General features: G+C 61.8%; 16 protein-coding genes. 4 read left to right on the top strand and 12 right to left on the bottom strand.

Going from position 1 to position 17,420, the window contains the following annotated elements; translation table 11 throughout:
- Positions 1–222: 222 nt before the first annotated feature.
- Positions 223–2,367, top strand: coding sequence for an AAA family ATPase (locus AC1DYQ_RS09000; protein WP_477686504.1), 2,145 nt, complete (start codon positions 223–225; stop codon positions 2,365–2,367).
- 85 nt (positions 2,368–2,452) lie between these two features.
- Here the strand turns inward: AC1DYQ_RS09000 and AC1DYQ_RS08995 are convergent, their stop codons facing one another.
- Entirely contained in the window at positions 2,453–4,675 is a 2,223-nt protein-coding gene (locus AC1DYQ_RS08995; protein WP_457278618.1) for a sodium-translocating pyrophosphatase, read from the bottom strand.
- Between the two features lie 307 nt (positions 4,676–4,982).
- On the opposite strand from AC1DYQ_RS08995, the gene ppa reads away from it, so the two are divergent.
- On the top strand, positions 4,983–5,522 hold the full coding sequence (gene ppa, locus AC1DYQ_RS08990) for an inorganic diphosphatase (RefSeq protein ID WP_457278617.1): 540 nt from the start codon (positions 4,983–4,985) through the stop codon (positions 5,520–5,522).
- 193 nt (positions 5,523–5,715) lie between these two features.
- On the opposite strand, the gene AC1DYQ_RS08985 is transcribed toward ppa, so the two are convergent.
- The 5 genes from AC1DYQ_RS08985 to AC1DYQ_RS08965 form a co-directional block, all read right to left on the bottom strand.
- A complete protein-coding gene (locus AC1DYQ_RS08985; RefSeq protein WP_477686624.1) occupies positions 5,716–6,555 on the bottom strand; it encodes an alpha/beta hydrolase in 840 nt (279 codons plus the stop codon).
- A gap of 348 nt (positions 6,556–6,903) precedes the next feature.
- Entirely contained in the window at positions 6,904–8,535 is a 1,632-nt protein-coding gene (locus tag AC1DYQ_RS08980) for a wax ester/triacylglycerol synthase family O-acyltransferase (protein ID WP_477686503.1), read from the bottom strand.
- Positions 8,536–8,672: 137 nt separating this feature from the next.
- Entirely contained in the window at positions 8,673–9,452 is a 780-nt protein-coding gene (locus AC1DYQ_RS08975; protein ID WP_477686502.1) for a hypothetical protein, read from the bottom strand.
- A 218-nt stretch (positions 9,453–9,670) separates the two neighbouring features.
- Entirely contained in the window at positions 9,671–10,003 is a 333-nt protein-coding gene (locus AC1DYQ_RS08970) for a hypothetical protein (RefSeq protein WP_477686501.1), read from the bottom strand.
- Between the two features lie 201 nt (positions 10,004–10,204).
- Complete coding sequence (locus AC1DYQ_RS08965; RefSeq protein ID WP_477686500.1) at positions 10,205–11,530, bottom strand: GNAT family N-acetyltransferase; 1,326 nt, start codon at positions 11,528–11,530, stop codon at positions 10,205–10,207.
- A gap of 24 nt (positions 11,531–11,554) precedes the next feature.
- Between AC1DYQ_RS08965 and AC1DYQ_RS08960 the strand changes: the two genes are divergently transcribed.
- Both AC1DYQ_RS08960 and AC1DYQ_RS08955 read left to right on the top strand, forming a co-directional pair.
- Positions 11,555–13,243, top strand: coding sequence for an NAD+ synthase (locus AC1DYQ_RS08960; RefSeq protein ID WP_477686499.1), 1,689 nt, complete (start codon positions 11,555–11,557; stop codon positions 13,241–13,243).
- 149 nt (positions 13,244–13,392) lie between these two features.
- Positions 13,393–13,731 (top strand): P-II family nitrogen regulator, encoded by a 339-nt coding sequence (locus AC1DYQ_RS08955; protein WP_007869659.1) that lies wholly within the window; start codon positions 13,393–13,395, stop codon positions 13,729–13,731.
- Between the two features lie 143 nt (positions 13,732–13,874).
- Here AC1DYQ_RS08955 and AC1DYQ_RS08950 read toward each other — a convergent pair whose 3' ends face one another.
- The 6 genes from AC1DYQ_RS08950 to AC1DYQ_RS08925 form a co-directional block, all read right to left on the bottom strand.
- A complete protein-coding gene (locus AC1DYQ_RS08950; protein ID WP_477686498.1) occupies positions 13,875–14,507 on the bottom strand; it encodes an LOG family protein in 633 nt (210 codons plus the stop codon).
- Complete coding sequence (locus tag AC1DYQ_RS08945; RefSeq protein WP_477686497.1) at positions 14,504–14,980, bottom strand: diacylglycerol kinase; 477 nt, start codon at positions 14,978–14,980, stop codon at positions 14,504–14,506. Before AC1DYQ_RS08945 ends, AC1DYQ_RS08950 begins: the two co-directional genes overlap by 4 nt.
- A 36-nt stretch (positions 14,981–15,016) precedes the next feature.
- A complete protein-coding gene (locus tag AC1DYQ_RS08940; protein ID WP_477686496.1) occupies positions 15,017–15,574 on the bottom strand; it encodes an RDD family protein in 558 nt (185 codons plus the stop codon).
- A gap of 73 nt (positions 15,575–15,647) precedes the next feature.
- Entirely contained in the window at positions 15,648–16,325 is a 678-nt protein-coding gene (locus AC1DYQ_RS08935) for a DUF3106 domain-containing protein (protein WP_477686495.1), read from the bottom strand.
- A gap of 47 nt (positions 16,326–16,372) precedes the next feature.
- Positions 16,373–16,819 carry a DUF3619 family protein gene (locus AC1DYQ_RS08930; RefSeq protein ID WP_477686494.1) on the bottom strand — a complete coding sequence of 149 codons (447 nt, stop codon included), beginning with the start codon at positions 16,817–16,819 and terminating at the stop codon, positions 16,373–16,375.
- The gene (locus AC1DYQ_RS08925; RefSeq protein WP_457279761.1) at positions 16,816–17,382 is read right to left on the bottom strand and encodes an RNA polymerase sigma factor; all 567 of its coding nucleotides are present in this window, start codon (positions 17,380–17,382) and stop codon (positions 16,816–16,818) included. Before AC1DYQ_RS08925 ends, AC1DYQ_RS08930 begins: the two co-directional genes overlap by 4 nt.
- Positions 17,383–17,420: the final 38 nt, after the last annotated feature.

Raw genomic sequence — 17,420 nt, 5'->3', positions numbered from 1 at the left:
CAAAAACGTGCGTTTGTCACAGCCACAGCGTTGTGTCCCGGCCAATTTACAAATCCTTTGCTGCGCCAGGATTGGCATTTATGTAGGATTGAACCTACACATGCACCTTGCCAATTCCTGCAGGGAACGGTGCTCATGTTACGCAGCGGCCCGGCCGTATTGGCGTGACGACAGCGGCAGGCAGCCGGCAACTGCGGGTCCACATTTTTGACGCATACCGCGATGACTGATCCCACCAAAAGCCCAGCCGATGTCCCGCCCGGCGACGACGCGCCCACCACCAGCCTGCTGGCCTGGTTCAAAGCTTCCATGGCCCGTTTGCGCGACTGGTTGGCGATCCAGGCCTTTGGAATGAAGTTCGCCGTTTTGGCCGTGGCATTGATGATTCCGGCAAGCGCCTATTACGCCTGGTCGACCCTGGAGCGGCAGGAAAAAATGGCGCTGGAAGTCAAGGCCATGGCGGCATCAGGGCCGGGTGTTGAAGCGGCCTGGACTTACAACACCGCATTGCCGGTCGTCTTCGGAAGCGGGTCGGTCCTGAGCTTTCTCGAAGCCCATCCGGTCACGCGCATCACCATCATTTACCGGCCTATTTTGTGGACCGTTTCCGAGCGTTTTGTGCTGATTGAATCGGAGGGCAGGCAGTACGCCTATTACCCCTCGGACATGGAAACCAAGATACTGGCTGACAAGGCCGTCACAGCGCCCTGGGGCGGAAAGCTTACCTTCGTGCCCCGGGGCGCGCTTGATGACGCGAGCAAGGACATGCTGGCGCGCCTTGAGCAGCGTTTCGGTGACGCACGTCCGCAATCCGAACAGGACGCGTGGAAAGGCGGCGCCAGCGCGCTGGTCTCAGCCACCTTGACGCTGGGACTCATTGCCTTCCTCTGGTACCAGACGGGCGGGCAGCGCAAGTCCCTCAAGTTCATTTCCCCGGGACAGATCAGCGGCGACCTTGAGGACCTCGTCGGCATGGACGACATCAAGGCCGAGGTTGCGCAAATCCGCGACCAGTACGAACGCCGCCTCGAATACGCCGCTTACGGTGTGAACAAACCCTTCAACGTGATGTTCAGCGGCCCGGCAGGCACAGGCAAGACCAAGCTGGCCAGCTACCTCGCCAAAGAGCTGAACCTGCCGATCCTTTTCCATTCAGCCGCCAACCTTGAAACCGGCTATGTGGCCGGCGGCTCCAATACCCTGTCGCGCATTCTTGCCCTGGCCAAGCGGCGTAAACGCTGCATCGTCTTTCTTGATGAAGCGCAGGACCTTTTCATGAAGCGCGGCGGCAACCGCAAATACGACGATGACACGCAGAACATGTTGCTGGCCATCCTGGACGGCGTGCGGACCAAGTCGGATACTGAAATCATCTGGATCGTGGCGTCCAACTTCAATTCGGCCAACCTGCAGATGGACGAGGCCATGCTGCGCCGCTTCCAGATGAAGGTCGACTTCCGCATGCCCAACCAGCAGGAGCGCCTGGCCATCACCGGCCACTACCTGCGCCAGCGTGCCGACAAAGTGCTGCCCGACATGGACCTGCGTCATTTTGTCGAATTGACGGAAGGCTGCAGTCCGGCAGACCTCGAAACCATGGTCAACCAAGCCGGCATCATCGCAGTGCAGGCGGGCCAGATGATAGGCGCGCACACCCTGATGCAGGCTGCCGAGCGTGTGCTGGTGGGCAATGTCAACGACAACACCACCAAAGAGCGCGAGCGTGACCGGCGCATCATCGCCGTACATGAGTGGGGCCACTTCCTGATGGACTTCCAGCACCGGCGCAAGCTGGCCGGCGACAACTGGAACGCGCTGCTGGCCGACATGACCACCATCAAAATTTCGTTGAAGGCCAACCCCCGCAACAATGCCCTCGGCTTTGTACTGCACAAGCAGGACAGCAACCTGCTGCAGACAAAGGGTGACATGGAGCATGAGGTGCGGGTGCTGCTGGGCGGCATGGCGAACGAGGAGATATTCTTCGGCGAAGACGGAACCACGGGCGGCGCCCACAATGACATCACCCGTGTCACGCGGCTGCTGCACCATGCGGTGGCTGAAATGGGCATGTACCGCAAGACCCGGCTGAACTACGCCGCGCTCCTCAAGGACGGCGGCACGGCACCGCCGGACGAGGAAACCCGCAGCATCATGGAAGCCCAGAGCGAGCGGCTTTACAGTGAAACCAAGGCCACGCTGGCGCAGTACACCGCCCTGACGGAGTATCTGACCGGCTGCCTGATGAATGCCGGAGAGATGACATTGAGCGAAGCACTCCGCGAAATCAGGTACTTTGAAAGCGTGACTGCCGCACCGGATCTGGCGCTGCCTGGGCCGGGTTCCAGCCAGTGGATGCCGGCCTGAGTCAACGAACCTTTGCAGCTCCGTCCTCACCGGACACCAAAAAAAAGCCCTGCAATGCAGGGCTTTTTGCATGGGCCGGAGCGGTCTAGCGTGACGCTGGTGCGGCCGGCGTTGGGGTAGCCGCTGCATTGGGCGCTTGCGTAGGCGCGGGGGCCGGCATGGCGGGCGCAGTTGGTGTGGCGGCCGGCGCACTCATGGCAGCGGGCGCAGCCATGGGTGCTGCCGGGGCCGCTGCGGCTTCACCGCCGTGGAACTTCATCACCAGCGGCACGATCAGCAGCGCCACGATGTTGATGATCTTGATCAGCGGGTTCACGGCCGGGCCGGCTGTGTCCTTGTAGGGGTCGCCCACGGTGTCGCCGGTCACGGCGGCCTTGTGTGCCTCGGAACCCTTGCCGCCGTGGTGGCCGTCTTCAATGTACTTCTTGGCGTTGTCCCAGGCACCGCCGCCGGTGCACATCGAGATGGCAACGAAGAGGCCGGTGACGATGGTGCCCATCAGCAGACCGCCCAGTGCCTGGGGGCCGAGTGCCAGGCCGACCACGATGGGTACAACCACGGGCAGCAGCGACGGGATCATCATTTCCTTGATGGCGGCTGTGGTCAGCATGTCCACGGCGGTATCGTACTCGGGCTTGCCCGTGCCGTCCATGATGCCCTTGATGTCGCGGAACTGGCGGCGCACTTCGACCACCACGGCGCCGGCAGCGCGGCCCACGGCCTCCATCGCCATGGCGCCGAACAGGTAGGGGATCAGGCCGCCGATGAAGAGGCCGACGATGACCTTGGGATTGCTCAAGTCAAAGCTGATCACGTTGCCGTAGGCTTCGAGCTTGTGGGTGTAGTCGGCAAACAGCACCAGCGCGGCCAGGCCGGCGGAGCCGATGGCGTAGCCCTTGGTCACGGCCTTGGTGGTGTTGCCCACCGCGTCCAGCGGGTCGGTAACGGCCCGCACCTCGGGGGGCATGTCGGCCATCTCGGCGATGCCGCCGGCGTTGTCGGTGATGGGGCCGTAGGCGTCCAGTGCGACCACGATGCCCGCCATGCTCAGCATGGAGGTGGCGGCAATCGCAATGCCGTACAGGCCCGCCAGCGAATACGCCGTCAGGATGGCGATACAGACAAAAATCACCGGCCATGCGGTCGAGCGCATGGAGACGCCCAGGCCGGCAATGATGTTGGTGCCGTGGCCGGTGGTGGAGGCCTGTGCAATGTGCTGCACCGGCTTGTACTGTGTGCCGGTGTAGTACTCGGTAACCCAGCACAGCGCACCGGTCAGGATCAGGCCGACCGCGCAGGCACCGAAGAGGCGTATCTGCGTGCCGCTTGCCGTGACGGCGTTGTCGGGCATCAACCACATCGTGACGAAGTAGAAAGCGATCAGCGACAGTACGCCGGCAATCGCCAGACCCTTGTACAGGGCCGGCATCACGTTCTTCATGCCGGGCGAGGCCTTAACGAAGAAGCAGCCGATGATGGAGGCGATGATGGACACGCCGCCCAGCGCCAGCGGGTAGACCGCGGCAGTGGCGCCCGCGCCTGAGAGCAGCAGGGCGCCCAGCACCATGGTGGCAATCAGTGTCACCGCATAGGTTTCAAACAGGTCGGCGGCCATGCCGGCGCAGTCACCCACGTTGTCGCCGACGTTGTCGGCAATCACGGCGGGGTTGCGCGGGTCGTCTTCGGGAATACCTGCTTCGACCTTGCCCACCAGGTCGGCGCCGACGTCGGCGCCCTTGGTGAAGATGCCGCCGCCCAGCCGGGCAAAGATGGAAATCAGCGACGAGCCGAAAGCAAAACCAATCAGCGGGTTGAGCAGGTTGGCCAGCTTGAGGTCGGGTGTGTAGTTGCCATTGCCCACCAGGAACCAGTAAAAGCCGGTCACGCCCAGAAGGCCCAGGCCCACGACCAGCATGCCCGTGATGGCGCCGCCGCGAAAGGCGACGTCAAGCGCGGGGCCAATGCCTTTGGTGGCGGCTTGGGCGGTGCGCACATTGGCGCGAACCGACACGTTCATGCCGATAAAGCCGCAAGCGCCTGACAGCACTGCGCCGACGACGAAGCCGATGGCAGTTTTTCCGTCAAGGAAAAAGCCGATCAGTACGGTGAGGACGACGCCCACCATGGCGATGGTTTTGTATTGCCGTGCCAGGTAGGCGGCGGCGCCGGTCTGGATGGCGGCTGCAATTTCCTGCATGCGCGCATTGCCTGCATCCTGGGAAAGAATCCAGCTGCGAGCCCAGATGCCGTAACCCACGGCGACCAGCCCGCAGACGAGCGCAAGAATAAGCGCTGAGTTGCCTGTCATAGAAATCTCCTACGTTGTTTTTCGCTTGGAGGGGGTTTCAACGCTAGCAAATGGTGTCTTGACCCCCGCTGCGTTGCTTCCTCGTTGCTTGGTCTACGTAGAGACAAGACGATTGGCCAACTCGCGCAATTTACAGTGAAAACATGACAACTTTAAGAACCGTAAGGTGTGAATCAGTAAAATGAGGGTAAATACCGAGCAGTTGGCCTGTGCCACGGCTGCGCAGGTAGCCCATGTGTTTTAAGAATCTTCTTTTCTCCTTTCTTCCCTTCCTTTCTTCTTCCTTCCATAAAGAACTCAAGCGACCATGTCCCTCGATAAAGTTTCCCCCGGCAAAAACGTTCCCGAATCCTTCAACGTCATCATCGAGATCCCGATGAATGCCGACCCGGTGAAATACGAGGTGGACAAGGAGTCCGGCGCGATTTTTGTGGACCGCTTCATGAGCACGTCCATGCACTACCCGACCAATTACGGTTATGTGCCCAAAACCATCAGCGGCGACGGCGACCCGGTCGACGTGCTGGTGATCACCCCGGTGCCCCTGATTCCCGGTGTGGTGGTGACCTGCCGCGCCATCGGCATCCTGAAAATGACCGACGAAGCCGGTGAAGACGGCAAGGTGCTGGCGGTGCCCATCGACAAGAAATGCTCGCTCTACACCCAGTGGCAAAAACCTGAAGACATGAACCCGCTGCGCCTGAAGACGATTGCGCACTTCTTCGAGCACTACAAGGACCTGGAAGAAGGCAAATGGGTCAAGGTGCTGGGCTGGGAAGGCCCGGACGCGGCCAAAAAAGAAATCACGGACGGCATTGCCAACTATGCAAAGGCCGGCAAGGCCTGAGACCCGGGCACCAGGCCTGAAAATTTAAGCGTTTTAGTGTTGTAACTCGCTCAGGCCGTGCGCAAGCAGCTATAAAAAATATAGCAGTGGCGTTGAGGAAACGTAAAAAAGGCGCCTGCAGCGTGGTCTGCAGGCGCTTTTTTTATGCCTGGGTGGAATGGTATGTGGCGCCGCCCGGCGCCACATTGAAGCCTTACGCTTTTCGTGCAGGGTCCGGGAACACCAGGCCGTGCAGCTTGCCTTTATCCCCGCGCGAAAACGGCTTCCATTGGCCCTCAGCCTGCGCCAGCCGGTCGGCCACGGCCCACCAGGCGCTGGGGTTCACGCCCATGCCGATATGGCTGGCCAGCACTTCGATGTTTTCGGTCTGCGGATGGGTGGCACTGGCTGCCTGGATGCTGGCCTGCCATGCCACCACACCGTCGCTGCGCGAATAAATGCTGGTGGTCGGCACAGGCGGGGCGGCCGGCAGATCGTAGCTTTCGGATTCGCGCTCGACGTTGCGGCCGCTGGTGAGTTCATAGATGCGCCAGGCGTTGGTGGCCTTGTGCGAGCCCGCGAAGGGCGTGCCCAGCGTGATCACGCCGCGCACCATGTGCGGCAGCTCCTTGGCCAGTTCGCGTGCGTAGACGCCGCCCAGACTCCAGCCGATCAGGCTGACCTTGCGGCCTGTGGCGTCGAAGGTGCGGGTGAGGCTGTCGCGGGCTTCTTCCAGCACGCCGGCGCGCGGGCCGAAGTTAAAACCCTGTTCCCAGCCCCAGGGCCTGTAATTGAGCGACTGCAGGTATTGGCGCAGCGGCACGGTGGTGGCGTCGTTGGCCGACAGGCCCGGAAACACCATCACGGCATGGCCGTCGCCGCGTGGCGCGCGGGCCAGCAAGGGCCAGGCGGGCAGCAGGGCACCGAATTCCCAGAACGCACGCAGCTCAAGCGCCAGCAGCCAGGCGCTGGGCGGAACATCGTGCGGGGACGGTTTTGCTTGATCTTGGGGGGAGGATGAAGACGGATTTCGCCTGGGTGACGGGCTTGCCATGGCTTGAAGCATTGATTGTCTTGTTGGAGTTCCGACTAGGGTCTGATAGCGCTGTTTTTGCAAGATGCGTTGCGAGTCAAAAAGGCCATGAGCAAGGCGCAAAACGCAGGCGGGGTGAACCCCGTCAAGGCTTTGCAACGCCGCGCAGGGCCTTTTTGATCGCAACCCGTAGGGAACGGGGTAAAAAAGGCGCCACTCGGCGTTGCGCTCCTAGCTCAGACGCCCGGTCTGAGCGTCGTCGCGCGCCTTGATTGGCGCCTTTTTTACCCCGTTCGCATTTGCAAAAACAGCGCTATTAGACCCTAAGAGTATGGAGGCGCTTACGGTTTTTTACAGAGAGAGGGCTCTCTAAGGTGAGCGCCTGGCGGCGGTTTTCGTCGCTTTCGTGACAGCGGTTTTGCGGGTTTTTACCGGGGCGGCCTTCACGGCGGCTTTAACGGAGGCCTTCTTTGCCCTCTTTTTCGGCGCGGGCGCCGTGGCGGCGGGTGCAACAGGCGCCGTGCTCACCATCAAGGCTTGGGCCTGAGTGAAGGCCTCCTCGATTGCTTTCGCCAAATCCTTCGCATGCGGCAGCGCCTTCTTGTCGGCAACGATGCCGAAATCCACATGGCCGGCATAGGTCTGTATGGTGATATTGAGCGCCAACCCGTGCATGACGATGGACAGCGGGTGGAAGGTCAGGAACTTCGCGCCGGCCAGGTACAGCGGCACCGGCGGGCCCGGCACGTTGGAAATCGCCAGGTTGGCCACCATGGGCAGGCGGCTGGCGATACCGCTTTTGCCGTAGGCGTTCAGCGCCATCTTGGCTGCGCCGCCCACCAGCCACGGCGCCAGCAGCGAAGGGTAGTCGGTCGGCAGCAGGCCCTTCAGGCTTTGCATCGACGTTTTCACCTTGGCGGTCGATGCCATGATGGCGTTCATGCGCTTGAGCGGGTGCGCCAGCTGCGTGCCCAGCTCCACCAGGCTCATGCTGACCTGATTGCCCAGGTTGCTGGCGTCTGTGGCGCCGGCTTCGCGCAGCGACACCGGCATGGCCGCCACCAGTGACTTTTTCGGCAGGCTGTGGTGCTGCGTGAGGTAGCTGCGCAGCGCTGTTGAGCAGATCCACAAGACCACGTCGTTAAACGAGCCGCCCACCGCCTTGCCCATGGCCTTGCATTCAGCCAGCGGCAGGGTGGCCGTCACGAAGACGCGGTCCGTGGTGATGCCGGTATTAAAGGGCGTTTGTGGCGCCAGCTTCATCGGCATTTTGGCTTTGATGCCCGTGGCCGAACTGGTGGTGGATTGCTTTGCCAGCGTGCTGCCAAAAGTGCTGGCCGCAGACGGTAGCGCCTTGGCCAGTTTGGCCAGTTGGCCCAGCGAACTCGAAAACACCGAGCCGATCATCTTGCCCAGCTTCAGGTCGGCCTCGGTTTTGCGGCGGCGGGCAGGGTCGGGCGGCGGCACCTCGCGCGGCACCGGGCTGAAATCGAGCAGGGCATTGGCCAGCATCACGCCGCCTTTGCCGTCCAGCGCCGCATGGTGAATCTTCGAGAAAAACCCGGCCACCACCTTGCCGCCCTGCGATGCGGGCAACTGGATGCGGTCAAAAATATAAAACTCCCAGAGCGGGAAATTGCGGTCGATGACCTCGCTGTGCAGTTGCGCGCACAGCTTGTGTACCTCGGCCAGCGTCATGGCTGAATTTTGGTGTGAAGCACCTTTTTTGGCGGAGTCCGCGCGGCGGATGTGAAAGTCGATATCCACCGCGTCGGCATCCACCCACAGCGGATGGCCCAGATCCAGCGGCATGAACACCAGCTTGCGGCTGAATACCGGCGCCAGGTGCATGCGTTTGGCGATGTGCGCTTTGACCGCCTTGTGAAAACTGCCCTTGAAGCCCGCCGGCAGTTCGCACAGGTTGAGCGAGCCCACATGCATGGGCATCTCGGGGGTTTCAAGGTAAAGAAAGGTCGCGTCCAGGCCGGTAAGGGATTTCATTGTTATGTCTCCGTGAGGGAGACATTAACCGAGCGGGCCGGGTTGCGGCACTAGGGTTTGCCGTAGCGGCCTGTCCCGCAAAGCGCAGCCCGGAACGCATCAACACGGCAGGCCTGCGCGTGCTGGTGTCCAGGCGCTCAGCATTCGCCGAGCATTCCCTGTTCGTCGTCGATGAGCCCGGCCACCGGTGTCGCCTTGGCCAGCGCCATCCATACGCCCAGCGGCAGTTGCTGGCGCATACGCCGCGGTGCGGCCCTGGCAACGGCCAGGCGCGTGTTCTCCAGCACCATCACACCGCACTCCAGCGGCAACTCGCTGGCATCGCCAATCGGCCGGCCCTTGGCGTCGCAACCGAGCACATACCAGCACTCGCCGCCCAGGTCGAGGTAGGCGGCGCGTTTGTCGGGGCGGCGCAGGTCGCCCAGCAGGTCGGAGCGATGCACCTTGATCTCGTGCACGATCGGGTCGACGTATTCCTGCACGGTGGTGTTGCGGATGGAAAACACATCGGGCCGGGCGATGCACCAGCGGGCCTTGCCGCCTTCTTCTTCGGGCGGCAGCTGGGCGCGCAGGCCCAGGCCGCGCCAGGTGACGCGGCCGGCACGCACCATTTCGCAGGCCACCTGCTCGACCAGTGCCTCATGCTTTGAAAGCGCCGAGCGGTTGCGTACGAGCACGGTGGCCAGGTAGGCCACGCCGGCATCGGTCACGCGCAGGGTTTCGTGGCCTGCAGGGCCGGCCACGCGCTGCAGCATGCCGGTGGCCAGCAGTTCGATCTCCAGCAGGTCCTGGCAGGGCCAGCCGGCGGAGCGGTAGACCTCGCGCAGGCGCCGGGCGTGCGGACGGCCCAGCGGGGTCGCAGGGTCGGCGGTCTGCGTTGCGGGGTTTTCGGGTGTAGCAGTCACGAGAGCATTCATGGGGAAATAGCGGTTTGAGCCGGCGGTAGGGTGGCCGCCGGCGCCTTGAAAACCGTTCGGAAACAGGCCTGAAAGACAGAGCTTAAATCAAGCCGGGGCTTAAGGGAAACAGGCCACTGGCGCAATGCTGACGGGCGCGAGCAGCTATCAATACGATAGCGATTCCGCGCCGGCCGCACCGCGAAGCAGGCCGCCCGCCGGGCAAACTGCTTGAGGGGTCAAAGCGGAAGGATTTCGAAACGCGCGTTGTCCAGGTTGTCGCCCAGCGGCCGCATCGCCGCCAGGATCGCGTCGGTCTCGGCGTGTTGCCAGAGCGCAATGACCTGTTCTTCCGCCTCCGAGGCGTTCTCCAGCGGCAGGCCTTCGTGCAGCGTTTGCGTCAGCATGTAGGCCTGCAGCGAAGGCAGTACATATTCGGGGCCGCCCAATGCGAATTCAAGCGCCATGCGAAAACGCAGCTCAGCCGCTGCGCGCTCGTCGGTGGTCAGGGTTGGGCATTCGACGAGGTTGACGGTGTACGTACGTTCGTTGGCGCGGTTTTGGTTGCTCATGGAAATTCCTTTGAACGGGCTTTATAGCAAATAAAGATTGCCCGTGTGATGACAGGCATGACGAGGTTGCAGGTAAGGGCGCAAGCGCGGCCAGCGCATGTTTTGCACGGAATATTTATGGAGAAAGTCCCTGAAACCCAAGATGGACGAGCGCAAGCAGCTATGAAAAACGTAGCGCCTGCGGTCACCGCGAGCCGGCACCTAAGCCGAGGTGCCCGGCGCAGCTTGCCTGAAAGGGCTGCGGCGTTCCAGGTCTTCCATGTAGTTGTCGATGCCGGCGCCTTCGCGCGCCAGGAAACGCTCGACCGCGTCGGCAAACGAGGGATGCGCCAGCCAGTGGGCGCTGGTGGTCTTGACGGGCAGCAGGGCGCGGGCCATTTTGTGCTCGCCCTGCGCGCCGCCTTCAAAGCGCTGGTAGCCGTGCTCAATGCACCACTGCAGCGGCTGGTAGTAGCAGGCTTCAAAGTGCAGGCAGTCGACACGGGCGAGGGCGCCCCAGTAACGGCCGTACGCAACCAGGGACTGGTTTTCGGCGCTTTCCCCGCCGCGATCTTTTTCGGGACGGGCGCTGACGGCGATCAGGCTTGTCGCGATGGGCCGCCGCTGGCCGTCGGCGTTGTGCTCGGCCACAAACAGCAGCCAGTTCTCCGGCATGGTGTCCTGCATGCGCTGGAAGAAGTCGCGGCTCAGGTAAGGCGCGTTGCCGTGCTCGTAATAAGTACGCTCGTAGCAGCGGTAGAAAAAATCCCAATCGGCGTTGCTGATGTCTTTGCCCAGCGACCAGCGGAAAGTGATGCCCGCCTCGGCGACCTTGCGGCGCTCCTGGCGGATCTTTTTGCGTTTTTCCTGGCTGAGCGACATCAGGAAGTCGTCGAAGTCGCGGTAGCCGACCTGGCGTTCCGCCGACAGGCCGCCCTTAGGCGGAACGGCCCCCTCAGGGGGCAGCGAGGACACGCCAGTGCCGAGCGTGGGGGCACTGTTATCAGTCCAGTGGAATTGGACTGTGTGACGCAACATTAATCCCGCTTCTTCGCAGGCCGCCACGTCTTCATCCGCGGTAAACAGCAGGTGCAAGGACGAGAGATCCTCTTTCGTGCACCAGGCCACCAGCGCCTTTACCAGCAGGGCGCGTTCGGCCGTCGTGCGGGCCAGCAGGCGGGCGCCGGGTACGGGGGTGAAGGGTACGGCGACCAGCGCCTTGGGGTAGTACTCAAGCCCATGCTGCTGGTAGGCATTGGCCCAGGCGTGATCGAACACGTATTCGCCGTAGGAATGCTCCTTGAGGTAAAGCGCGCAGGCGCCTGCCAGTACCTTGCCCTGCCAGAGGGTGACAAAACGCGGTGTCCAGCCGGTTTCGGGCGTGGCGCTGCCGCTTTCGTGCAGCGCGGCCAGGTATTCGTGACGCATGAACGGGTTCGCGGGCTCGCCCGGGCTTTGTGCCGCCAGCAGGGCGTTCCACTCGGCCGCATTCACCTCCAGCGGTGATTTCAGCACGCGAATGACATAATCGTTTGAGTTCTTTTTCACGTGTTTTCGGGGTTCTACTTCAACATGCCACTCAAAATCTGCGTTGCCCAATTGAACTATTGCGTCGGCGATATGCCGGGTAATGCGCAAAAGATCATCGACGCTGCCCGCACGGCCTATGAGGGCGGCGCCCGGCTGCTGCTGACGCCCGAGCTGGCCATTTGCGGCTATGCGGCAGAAGACCTGTTCTTGCGCCCATCGTTCATCCAGGCCTGTGATGATGCCGTGAATCTGGTGGCCCGCGAGCTGGCCGGGTTAAAAGGCCTGACAGTGGTGGTGGGCACGCCCACCCACGGCGACAACGGCAAGGGGCTGCGCACCAAAAGCGTGGAAGTGCAGCAGCGCCACAACGCCGCGAGGGTTCTGCGCGAAGGCCAGGTTATCGAAACCTACGCCAAACGCGAGCTGCCCAACTACCAGGTGTTTGACGAGCGCCGTTATTTCACACCGGGGCAGGGCACCTGTGTGTTCCAGGCCGGGGAAGGCAATGACGCCGTCAGCGTCGGGCTGCTGATTTGCGAAGACGCCTGGTTTGAAGAGCCGGCACGCCTGGCCAGGGAAGCGGGGGCCGAGCTGCTGGCGGTCATCAATGCGTCGCCGTTTCATGTCGGCAAAGGCGGGGAACGCGAGCAGATGATGCAGCTCCGGGCCCAGGCTACCGGGTTGCCGTTGATTTATGCGCACCTGGTGGGCGGGCAGGACGAAATCGTTTTTGAAGGCGCGTCTTTTGCCTTGCAGGCCGATGGCGCCCTGGCCGGAAGGGCTGAAAGTTTCAAGGAAAATCTGTTTGTAATTCAGGCGGGACGAGCGCAAGCAGCTATTAAATTAATAGCAAGCACGGCACCTGAACGCAGCCACGAGGCGGATCTGTGGGACGCGCTGGTGCTGGGCGTGCGCGACTACCTGGGTAAAAACGGCTTTCCGGGCGCCATTCTTGGCCTGTCCGGTGGCATTGATTCGGCCCTGGTATTGGCGATTGCGGTGGATGCGCTGGGCGCCGACAAGGTGCGCGCGGTGATGATGCCTTCGCCCTATACAGCAGACATTTCCTGGATCGATGCGCGCGAAATGGCCGAGCGCGTGAAGGTGCGCTACGACGAGATTTCCATCGTGCCGGAGTTCGAGGCCTTCAAGGCTTCGCTGGCCGGCGAGTTCAAGGGCCTGAAGGAAGACACCACCGAGGAAAACATCCAGGCGCGTATCCGCGGCGTGTTTTTGATGGCGCTGTCGAACAAGTTCGGCTCCATCGTGCTGACCACCGGCAACAAAAGCGAAATGGCGACCGGTTATTGCACGCTCTACGGCGACATGGCCGGCGGCTTTGCGGTCATCAAGGACCTGCTGAAGACCACGGTGTTTCGCCTGGCGCGCTGGCGCAACGAAAACGACCCGTACGGCACGGGCAGCAACCCGATTCCCGAGCGCATCATCACGCGGCCGCCCAGCGCCGAGCTGCGGCCCGACCAGACCGACCAGGACAGCCTGCCGCCCTACGATGTGCTGGACGCCATCCTGGAGCGCTACATGGAGAACGACCAGGGCGTGGATGCCATCGCCGCTGCCGGGTTTGACCGCGCGCTGGTCGTGCGCGTGGCCCAGCTGATCAGAATCAACGAGTACAAACGCCGCCAGGCGCCCGTGGGTATCAGGGTCACCCACAGGAGCTTTGGCAAGGATTGGCGCTATCCTATTACCAGCAAATTCCGGCAATAGGGCCCCCACGCTCCCCACTGTGTGTGGTTCGCTGCCCCCCGAGGGGGCGCTGCGCCTACGGCCCGGCAAAGCCGGTTCCGCGGCCCCTGCTGGGTTAAGAGGGGACGCCACATGCTTTTGATGATATTTAGAACTAACGGAGATATTCAGTGAAACAAATTACCGCCGTCCTCAAGCCCTTCAAACTCGAAGAAGTCCGTGAGGCCCTCGCAGAATGCGGTGTTACCGGCCTGACCGTCACTGAAGTCAAGGGCTTTGGCCGCCAGAAGGGCCACACCGAGCTGTACCGTGGCGCCGAATATGTCGTCGATTTCCTGCCGAAGGTCAAGGTCGAGGTCGTGGTGAAAACCGAAGACGTGGAACGTTGCGTGGATGCCATCGTGCGCGCCGCACGCACCGGCAAGATCGGTGATGGCAAGATTTTCATCACCAGCGTCGAGCGGGTGGTGCGCATCCGTACCGGGGAAGAAGACGAAGCGGCGGTCTAGATAGGCCCCCACGCTTAAATATAGGCCCCCACGCTTTTCACTTCGTGTAATGCGCTGCCCCCCGAGGGGGCCGCTGCGCCTGCGGTCTGGCGAAGCCAGTCCCGCGGCCCCTGCTGGTATTGGGAGGAAATCCCCGGGGAGGGTCAGATTTGGTCGAGGCGGGTGTTGCCTGGCGTCATGCCGGCTGCCTGCACCAGCGTTTCCAGCAGTGATTCCGCGTCGCTGCTGGTGCGGATCAGGTCCATCAGCCATTCGTTCATGAAGCCGGTCTTCACCGAAGACGCCAGGAAGGCCAGCAGGGCGTCGTAGTAGCCGTTCATGTTGAGCAGGCCGACCGGTTTGTCGTGGTAGCCCAGCTGGCGCCAGGTCCATACCTCGAAAAACTCCTCCAGCGTACCGATCCCGCCGGGCAATGCCAGGAACGCATCGGCATGTTCGGCCATCATGTATTTGCGCTCATGCATGTTTTCCACGATGTGCAGCTCGGTGCATCCAGTGTGGGCCCATTCTTTCTCTACCAGTGCCTTGGGGATGATTCCCACAACACGCCCGCCGGCCGCCAGCGCAGCGTCGGCCATGATGCCCATCAGGCCGTTGCGGCCGCCGCCGTAGACCAGTTGCCCGCCGCGCTTGCCTATCCACGCGCCCACGAGGGCGGCAATGGCGGCGAATTCGGGTTGGTTGCCGGGACGGGAGCCGCAGTAAACGCAGAGAGAAAAAGCGGACTTGGAGGCGGTTTTGGAGGTATCGGTCACTTTGTTGATGCTTGCGTTCATGCGGCAAATCGCTGGAACAGCGCCAGGGCCCAGGTACCTGCGCACAGCAGCAGGCTGAGCAGGACGGCGGCGCTTCCCATGTCCTTGGCGCGCTTGGAAAGGTCATGCCATTCGGGGCCGATGCGGTCGATGGCGGTTTCAATGCCCGTGTTGAGCAGTTCCACGATCATGATGAGGATGACGGTACCGGCCAGGAGCACCGTTTCGACCCAGCTGCGGCCCAGCCAGAAAGCGGCGGGGATCAGCACAATCGACGCGATCGCCTCCTGGCGGAAAGCGGTTTCATGCCAGCCGGCGCGCAGGCCGGCAACGGAATAGCCGGTGGCGTGCCAGACGCGGCTCAGGCCCTTGCGGTGTTTTTGGGGGTTGACGGGCTCATTGGAGGCCAGTCGGGAGGTGGCGCCAGCGGGAGCGACATCAACATCAGATGGCGTCGCTGGCACAGACATGGGAAACTGAACTTGTTCGGACATGGTGCCATTGTCGCGCAGCTTTATGGCACATTGATGTTAGGGCTGATGGGTCGCAGTACCGGTGATACCGACTTTGTTTTTGGCCTTGCGCCCGGGTTTTTCGGGTGCGACCCAGGTGATGAGCCGCGTGCCTGCCCAGGCGTCGTGCCAAAACTGTTTTTGCGGATGAAAGCGCGCCAGGATGGCCCAGATGGCGACCCATCCCAGCGTCAGTACAGCGCCTTCCCGTCCTGGCAGCGCCATTGCCCAGCTCACGGCCAGGGGGGGCAGAAACCAGAGCCAGCTCAGCGCATAACGCAGCAGGGCGCGTTTCTGGGTGACGGGTTCACCGTTGACGTCGACTACGCGGATGTTCCAGGTTTTCATGGCCAGGGTCTGGCCTTTGGCCCAGAACCAGACGAAGTAAATACCGAAAATCACAAACACGAACGCCTGCAGGGCATGGCGATTGTCCAGGGCATTTCGGGTCTGGCTCAATGTGCTGAAGAGGTAACCGGCCAGAAAAACCACGCCGAACATCAGCATGCCTTCGTACATCCAGCAGGCCATGCGGCGGGGAATGGACGGAATGGGGAGGGTGTCTGTGACTGTCAAAGATGTCGCGATAAAGGTTGGCCGCAGTGAACGGCAGCAGGCATGGGCCAAGCCCAGCCGCTGCGGGTAGCGCTTAGCGTTGGGGCGTAGCGCTTGTTGCGGCACCGCTTGCGGACGGCGCGGCGGGCGTAGCAGCTGAGGCAGGTTGCAAAGCAGTGATTTTAGGGCCAGGTTTGCTGGCTGCCTTGACCGGATGCGGCGTCACGGGCGCCAGCTTCTGTGGCGCCACCGGTTTCACCGCTGTTGCCGCCCCGGTAGGCTTGGGACTGGCTTTGGCGGCTAATTTCTGCTTTTCTTCGGGGCTGAGGGCCTGGTAAGTCTCCCATTTGGCTTTTTTCTCTTCAGGCGTGAGCTGCTTGGAGAGTTCCTTGGTCTTGCCGAAGTTCAACCGGGCTTGCGCGCGCTGCTGGGGGCTCAAGGTGACCCATTCATTCATGCGGCTGTGCAGGTTGGCCTGCTCTTCCGGTGTGAGTGAAGGGTAATTTTTGGAGATTTCCAGCCATTTGCGCTTTTGCGCCTCGCTGACGGTATCCCAGCTTGAAGCCAGCGGTTTGAGCGCCTGCTGTTGCATGGGCGTGAGTTCGGCCCAGGTCGGCTTGGCCACGACGGGCTTGGCAGGGATGGCCGGCGGCTTCACAGCTGCGCTGGCAGGGCCTACGGGCTTAGGTGCTTGTGCAATGCCCAGAATGGGCCAGGCCAGCAGGGTAGCCGTCACAAGCCCGAACGACAGCCATTGCAGTCTCAACCGCATTGAGCTGCCATCGACAGACGAGGCGCGTCGGGAGATTGCGCGCGGGATCATTGGGCCGTAGGGACTTGGCGTGTGGTTTTGAGGTACTGGACAAAACCCGGATCGGCAAAAGCAGCGGGCGGGAGTTCGTCAGTAAGCAACGCTACATCGACTTCGGCCAGTTCCTGGGCGCGGTTGTCGTTCTGGATCGAATTGATGGCCAGCAGGCCTACAACCAGTGCAACAAGTGGAAGGACCGAACCAATCCGTGCCCACCAGCTCAGGCCGTCATCAGATCCCCATGACAGGGCGGCACTTGTGCCAACGCCGACAACGCTGGTGGCGGTTTGTGTTTTGGCAACTTTACGTTTTGAAACAGCTTGAACGCGTGCGGCGCGCAGGCGCTCGGAAATGTCGTAAGGCAGGTCTGCAGCTCCTGCGGACAGGTAGGACACGGTCTTCAGGCCAAAGCGGTCCTGCAGGATTTCGGCTCTTTTTTGTAGTGAGTTAGTCATAGTTTTATACCTTTGGCACTCAGGGCTTTGCTGAGGGCGTGAACTGCGCGGGAACAATGTGTTTTGACACTGCCCTCCGAACAGCCCATGGCGGCTGCTGTTTCAGCGACATCCATTTCCTCCCAGTAACGCATCAGAAAGGCTTCCCGTTGACGGCCCGGCAATTCCTTTACCTGCAGTTCGATCTCATGCAATATTTGCGCCCGCTCAGTAGCATCCTGGGCGCTCTCTGTACCCTCTGAGTTGGTAAGGCTCTCTAAAGTTTCCAGAAGATCGAAATCTCCGTCTTCTCCCTGCGATTCAAAGTCGCTCATGTTGGAGAAAAGCGCGTTCCGGGTCTTGCGGCGGCGGAACCAGTCCAGCGTGGTGTTGGCCAGGATGCGCTGGAACAGCATGGGTAGCTCGGCCGCAGGCTTGTCGCCGTAGTGCTGGGCCAGCTTCATCATGCTGTCCTGAACGATATCAAGGGCCGCTTCTTCATCCCGCACGTGGTAGATGCTGCGCTTGAAAGCCCGTTTTTCAACGCTTTTCAGGAAATCCGAGAGTTCTTGTTCAGTTGCCAACGGTGTGGGGTTCCGGTTCGTCCAGCGCTGCACAGGGT

The organism is Polaromonas sp. P1_F4, from assembly GCF_056405675.1.
This window is presented reverse-complemented; position numbering and strand designations above follow the sequence as displayed.

Coding starts and splice junctions, on each gene's coding strand:
- AC1DYQ_RS09000 (WP_477686504.1), top strand. CDS start 223: ATGACTGATCCCACCAAAAGCCCAGCCGATGTCCCGCCCGGCGACGAC.
- AC1DYQ_RS08995 (WP_457278618.1), bottom strand. CDS start 4,675: ATGACAGGCAACTCAGCGCTTATTCTTGCGCTCGTCTGCGGGCTGGTC.
- ppa (WP_457278617.1), top strand. CDS start 4,983: ATGTCCCTCGATAAAGTTTCCCCCGGCAAAAACGTTCCCGAATCCTTC.
- AC1DYQ_RS08985 (WP_477686624.1), bottom strand. CDS start 6,555: ATGGCAAGCCCGTCACCCAGGCGAAATCCGTCTTCATCCTCCCCCCAA.
- AC1DYQ_RS08980 (WP_477686503.1), bottom strand. CDS start 8,535: ATGAAATCCCTTACCGGCCTGGACGCGACCTTTCTTTACCTTGAAACC.
- AC1DYQ_RS08975 (WP_477686502.1), bottom strand. CDS start 9,452: ATGAATGCTCTCGTGACTGCTACACCCGAAAACCCCGCAACGCAGACC.
- AC1DYQ_RS08970 (WP_477686501.1), bottom strand. CDS start 10,003: ATGAGCAACCAAAACCGCGCCAACGAACGTACGTACACCGTCAACCTC.
- AC1DYQ_RS08960 (WP_477686499.1), top strand. CDS start 11,555: ATGCCACTCAAAATCTGCGTTGCCCAATTGAACTATTGCGTCGGCGAT.
- AC1DYQ_RS08950 (WP_477686498.1), bottom strand. CDS start 14,507: ATGAACGCAAGCATCAACAAAGTGACCGATACCTCCAAAACCGCCTCC.
- AC1DYQ_RS08945 (WP_477686497.1), bottom strand. CDS start 14,980: ATGTCCGAACAAGTTCAGTTTCCCATGTCTGTGCCAGCGACGCCATCT.
- AC1DYQ_RS08935 (WP_477686495.1), bottom strand. CDS start 16,325: ATGCGGTTGAGACTGCAATGGCTGTCGTTCGGGCTTGTGACGGCTACC.
- AC1DYQ_RS08930 (WP_477686494.1), bottom strand. CDS start 16,819: ATGACTAACTCACTACAAAAAAGAGCCGAAATCCTGCAGGACCGCTTT.